Source organism: Acinetobacter sp. UBA5984, from assembly GCF_002429925.1.
Classification (GTDB): Bacteria; Pseudomonadota; Gammaproteobacteria; order Pseudomonadales; family Moraxellaceae; genus Acinetobacter; species Acinetobacter variabilis.
The window spans coordinates 1-4,905 of sequence record NZ_DJBE01000059.1; the positions used below are offsets into that span (position 1 = coordinate 1).

At 38.6% G+C, this 4,905-nt stretch carries 4 protein-coding genes and 1 pseudogene; 1 reads left to right on the forward strand and 4 read right to left on the reverse strand.

Annotated elements, in window-relative coordinates; all coding sequences use genetic code 11:
* The 4 genes and pseudogenes from B3J29_RS09820 to B3J29_RS09835 form a co-directional block, all read right to left on the reverse strand.
* Positions 1 to 754 (reverse strand): annotated as a pseudogene (locus B3J29_RS09820) (IS5 family transposase); the annotation flags it as partial.
* A gap of 158 nt (positions 755 to 912) precedes the next feature.
* Positions 913 to 1,689 carry a thioesterase family protein gene (locus B3J29_RS09825; RefSeq protein ID WP_286965198.1) on the reverse strand — a complete coding sequence of 259 codons (777 nt, stop codon included), beginning with the start codon at positions 1,687 to 1,689 and terminating at the stop codon, positions 913 to 915.
* A 143-nt stretch (positions 1,690 to 1,832) separates the two neighbouring features.
* Positions 1,833 to 2,669: an SDR family NAD(P)-dependent oxidoreductase gene (locus B3J29_RS09830; protein ID WP_004780050.1), complete on the reverse strand. Its 837-nt coding sequence runs from the start codon at positions 2,667 to 2,669 to the stop codon at positions 1,833 to 1,835.
* Positions 2,670 to 2,683: 14 nt separating this feature from the next.
* Positions 2,684 to 3,595, reverse strand: a complete 912-nt coding sequence (locus tag B3J29_RS09835) for an alpha/beta hydrolase (RefSeq protein ID WP_004780048.1) — start codon at positions 3,593 to 3,595, stop codon at positions 2,684 to 2,686.
* 147 nt (positions 3,596 to 3,742) lie between these two features.
* On the opposite strand from B3J29_RS09835, the gene B3J29_RS09840 reads away from it, so the two are divergent.
* Entirely contained in the window at positions 3,743 to 4,750 is a 1,008-nt protein-coding gene (locus B3J29_RS09840) for an AraC family transcriptional regulator (protein WP_004812151.1), read from the forward strand.
* Positions 4,751 to 4,905 lie beyond the last annotated feature (155 nt).

The following is a 4,905-nucleotide window of genomic DNA, read 5'->3' on the forward strand; positions in this document are numbered from 1 at the left end:
TCAAGATACAAGAAGCACTGCTTCGCTAGATTAACTGTTCGGAGTAATTCATTTCGCTCTAGCGAGCTACTCTTTGTATCTTTCCATGGTTTCGCATTTTTCTAGGTGGAATCACCGCATGCGCTTGCCGATCTGCAATGACCTGATGGCATTGCTTGGTGTCATAAGAGCCTTCAGTATAAACAGAGTCAATCCGCTCATCTTGTGGAATTTGATCAAGTAAATCACCAAGAACCTGTGAGTCACTGACATTATTTGTTGTAAGCTGAACTGCACGTATTTGCAGTGTTTCAGCATCTATACCTATGTGCAGTTTACGCCATTGTCGTCGATATTCAGGCTGATGCTTCTTACGTTTCCATTCACTTTTACCTAAAAAACTCAAGCCAGTAGAGTCAACGAGTAGATATAGTGCATCACAAGTTTTTTGATAGCTAATCGCAATATCAATATGCTTTTGTCTTCTGCATATGGTCGAATAATCTGGGCCGTCCCATTTAAGCCAGAGAGTTTAATCAGACTTTGCACAAAGCCTGTGACCATACGTAAAGACAGATTAAAAAGTGATTTGATTATTAAACAGCATTGGATGGCTGCGTCGGAGTAGATTTAATTTCGCCCGTGTTTACCGATACGGAGCATACCATTCGGTGGCTGAATCAAACCAAATGGCAATGTTTCCGCGATGAATGCGTGCTCGGTTATATGAAGACCAATTGGTTGTACGATAAATTTTAGGTGTAGGCTTATTCATTTGAAAATTATATTGTGGAATAAGCCTTAGAGATAGGTTTGTGCAACAAAGCCAGTAGCAACTATAAAGAGCTCATCGAATGATTTATGTAAAGTATCATTATTTTCAATAAAAAATTACTTTGATTACATTCATCATTAAAACTAAATAAATAAAACTCAAGCAAAAATGGCAACAGTTTGAGTTCCAGATAAAACCAACTCCCCTTTTTCATTCCACGCATGCATCATTTGATAAGAATATCCTTGATCAGAAATCAAGCTAAATGACTTCAAAAGATACCATTCGCTATGTTTAGCAGATTGTGCAAAATCGACAGCCCAATTCATTGAGCTAATAGGTGCTGGAGTCTTGAAACAAGCCATTGATGCTGGTGGGAGACAATCTCCGATAAGTAGTAATGCAATTTCAGGTGATATAGAAGTTGCGTCCTTTAGATGTACCCAAGCCAGTAATTCTGGCGTTTCGGAGTTAGATACCGGTGTAGATTGACTGACAAACCGTACACCAAAATTATCGAAAAAATCTGGAACAAACATTTCCTCAGGTGGAGGTAAATATGCTTCAGGACGGTCTACCTGTGGCATTTTAATATGATTGTGCTGAATTGTACTTTTTCTGGGCGCAGCAAAAATAAAACCTGTTCTGAGCACGAGTGCATCATGAACACGCGCATCAACAGCAATCTGTGTCGCGGACTTTCCTTGACGTAAAATTTCAGCATGAAATGTCACATTTTCAGTGACCGGGCCAATAAACGCAATTTGCGCACTTTTTAGTGGAGGAAGCCCCTCTGGAAATTCCTTTAATGCAATCTGCAAAGCCAATGCTGCTGAAAAACCACCATAGGCAGTTCTTCCCTGTAACCAATGTTTTGGCGGTGTATACGGTGTTTCAATGGTGAGACCGTCAAATATATCAGCTAATTTCGGCATGTACATGCGAGTATCCTTACTTATAAATCAAACTTATGTCGACGGATTTTTTTTAAGACAACATATATGGGTTTGAGTTGCATACACAATAGAAAATCACAGACTATTCTCTAAAAAATAATCTATGATTTTGTTATATAAAATCATTTTTTTAATGCTGCAAGCCGAATCGCTTCAATGACGTCCTCGTTTTTAAACCCAACTCGTTCTATAAATCCACGGAAAAGCCCAGGTGTACGAGCAACAAATCCATTTTTCTTCGGAACTACGACAAATTCACGGCGATTTTCTACAGCATCAACAATTGCATTGACCACTTCTTCAAGTGCAACCATTTTCCATAAGCCTGTTTGGTTACCGCCCCAAAGTTTCAGACCGGCCGGATCATCAAAAGTTTGATCCATCAACGGCGTATGAAAGAAAGTAGGATGGACACTGCCAACTCCGACATTAAGATGTTTAAGCTCCATACGAATACTGTTGCTTAAAGCCCAAACACCAGCTTTGCTTGCACAATAAGATGACTGTAACGGTGAATGGAAAAAGGCAGCCAATGAAGAGATTGCTAGTAAATAACCTTGCTGCTTTTGCACGTAAGGCAAACCTGCTTTAAATGTTCGCCATACACCATTTAAATTAATATCCATTACTCGATCAAACCGTTCTGGACTTGCACTTTCAATTGGTTCAAAACAGGTAATACCAGCATTGGCAATCACTACATCAATCCGGCCAAAATGTACTGCAGCGCTATTAATAGCATTCTGAAGACTTTCCATTGAACAAACATCGGCTTGCCATGCCTTGGCAATGGTATCTCCGCCAAGTGATGTAGCCTGTTTGTCTGCTGCTTCTAAATTAATATCCAATAAGGCCAATTTAGCTCCTTTCGCTGCAAAAGCAGTTGCCAAAGCTGAACCTAAACCACCTGTAGAGCCAGTAATTAAAATTACCAATCCATCTAAGTCATATTTTGCCATAATCAATTCCTTTTTTAATTTGCTGAAACAGTCCGGTTAAGAAAATCAATTTGATCGTGAATGACTTTTTCAAAGCCTTGATTCACATAGATATCAAAATGACCTTCTGAATAGATTTTGATTTCTTTTTGTGGTGTTTTTTGAGCATGTTTTAAGGTGGTTTTTGCTGGAGCAACGCTATCTGTTTCACACACACAAAATAGCACTGGGCATTGAATTTTTGAGGTGAATTTACCCGGAAAATATGTCAGTAGATCGAGCGCAAATCGAGCTGCTACATAATTTCGAAATTCTGAATTTTCAGGTACAAGCTGTAGATATCCATCCTCACAATCTTTGGCTGTCATTAATGCCGCACTGTGCGGTTTCCCAGCCGATGCAACCATAATAGGTTTTGCACCAAAAATAGCACCTATTCGATCTGTTAAAGCAAGTGCAGTAACTTTAATTGAGCTGATTGGACTGGTTGCTAAGCTAGAAGCTAAACCATCTGTAAATGGGCATTGAGATATTACTGCTACAATTGAATGATCATTTGCAGCAGTAGTAAGAACATGCCCACCACCAAATGATGTCCCCCAAATCACAATTTTAGATTGAACAACATCTTTCTGAGTACGAACAAAACTCAAGGCTGAACGCCAGTCCTCCAATTGCTTATTGATATCCAATAACTGGCGAGGTTCACCACCACTTGTACCAAAGTGACGATAATCAAAAAGCAAGCATCCATATCCTGCCTCAACAAATCTTTCAGCATAAGCAGGCAAGCGCATCACACGGACTGAGCCTAGGCCATGTCCCATCACAATGATCGGATATGGTCCATTTGTAGTGGGTTTATAAAGCGTTCCACTGCAATAAGAGTTTCCAGATTTAAATTGTATTTCATTGATTTCTGGCTTCTTAGTATTTTTTACTGCCATTTTGCACTCCATTGAAACAACAGATACCGTTCATTACTGCAACGAATGATGCAAAAGATATTGAATGAAAATGAAGCTTTTAGCTTGACTCTTAATGACAGCCTACTTGATACTTCACGCCATAAAGCTAGAAACTCAGGTTAATTAATGAGCAAACCAATCTATAGAAAAATGATTCCTGAAACATACGTGCATGTACTCTATGACTATCTTGAAGCAAAAAAAATAATCCCAGACGAAATCTTAAAATATCCTCGCCCACAACCTCTTACAAACGCTTTAAAAGGTATTTCTATTGAATTATGGGAACAATTACTTTCACGTGCTGCAATCGCCCTAGCTGATCCAATGTTAGGTTTACATCTTGGACAAAAGATTACTCCAAGGCATCTTGGCGTTTTGGGCTATGTATTATTAGCTTGCGACAATCTTGCTTCGGCTTTAGAAAAACTGGAAAAATATCAAAGGTTAATATTCGATGTGATTCCAATGATTACACGAGAAGGTCCAGATTGGGTGGAATTAGTTTGGGACACCACCTTATACAAACCAGATTTATTGGTTGATGAAACAGGTATTACTGTCATTATGCAGTTCTGTAGAAGTTCCGTTCAGAAAAATATTACACCTATATTTGTACAATTTATGCATGATTGTCCTGATGATTTGATGCAGTACGAGCAATATTTTGGTTGTCCAGTTTTATTTAATCAATCTGAAACTGTGATACGAATTAGTAAAGAAACTCTAGAGCTCCCAATAAAGACCTTAGACCCAAGTCTATTAACAATTATAGAACAGCATGCAAACCAGCTATTGGAGCAATTGCCCAAGGAAGAGCCAATAATTGAGGCAGTGCGTAAAGCTATCGCACATCAATTGCCACATGGTGAACCAACAATAGAACTTATTGCAGAAAAACTTTGTCGTTCACCTCGTACACTTCAACGAAAGCTTCAAAATGCCAATACAAATTTTCGCAATGAACTTAATATAGTCCGCCAAGAACTGGCAGACTCATATTTAAAAAATACAGATATACAAATTGCTGATATTGCATTAATGCTTGGATATTCTGAACATAGTGCTTTTACTCGGGCATATAAAGCCATGACAGGTGTTTCACCGCAACAAAGCAGAGATCAAGTTTATTAATAGGGAAAAATGAGAAGCATCTCCTACTTATTTTTATTTATGCAATTGAATAGTTACAGCTATATCAAACTGAACCGTACCGGGTTTGTCGGAGAGTCAATATTCTGAGTGAGAAGCACTGCTTCGCAAGGTTCGATGACAAAATTAAAATATAC